The organism is Enhygromyxa salina, from assembly GCF_002994635.1.
Classification (GTDB): Bacteria; Myxococcota_A; Polyangia; order Nannocystales; family Nannocystaceae; genus Plesiocystis; species Plesiocystis salina_B.
Genome location: NZ_PVNL01000187.1, coordinates 1 through 502 on the forward strand (window position 1 = coordinate 1; position 502 = coordinate 502).

Genomic DNA, 502 nt, shown 5'->3' on the forward strand with positions numbered 1-502 from the left:
TGTTGTCCTTGACGACGCGACCGTTGCCGACCCAGCGCACGCTCGGGCTGGTGTCCTCGTATTGCAAAACATCATCGACGAACACGAGCTCCCCGTTGCCATCGCGCTCGGGCGCGAGTCCTGGTCGAGCCTGCACCTTCGTCATCACGACGCCACCGCCACCACCAAAGTAGTTGTACGACTCGAGCCAGCGGGTGCTGACGTCCTGATGCGTCTCGCGGACACGCGTCTTCGCCCAGTTGGGCTTGCCGGTGTTTTGCCAGGCGAACAGGTCGTACTCGAACGTGCTCGTCGGGTCCTCGAGCGTGTCGCCGTCGGTGTCGCCCACCTTGCCCATCACGGCGGTGGCGGTGACGAACCCGAGCACATCGAAGCCGACCTGGCTGCGGTTGCCGTTCGCGTCGGTCAGCTGCCAGGGCCCGAGCACGCGATAGTCGTGCTCGGCGCTGGCCGTGTTCCCGAGCGGGTCGGTGCTGCTCACGGTCAGCAGCGCGTGCGCGTC

General features: G+C 66.3%; 1 protein-coding gene. It reads right to left on the reverse strand.

Annotated elements, in window-relative coordinates:
* A partial coding sequence (locus ENSA7_RS41585; RefSeq protein ID WP_146158764.1) for a hypothetical protein occupies positions 1-481 on the reverse strand: 481 nt, incomplete at its 3' end.
* Between the last annotated feature and the right edge of the window lie 21 nt (positions 482-502).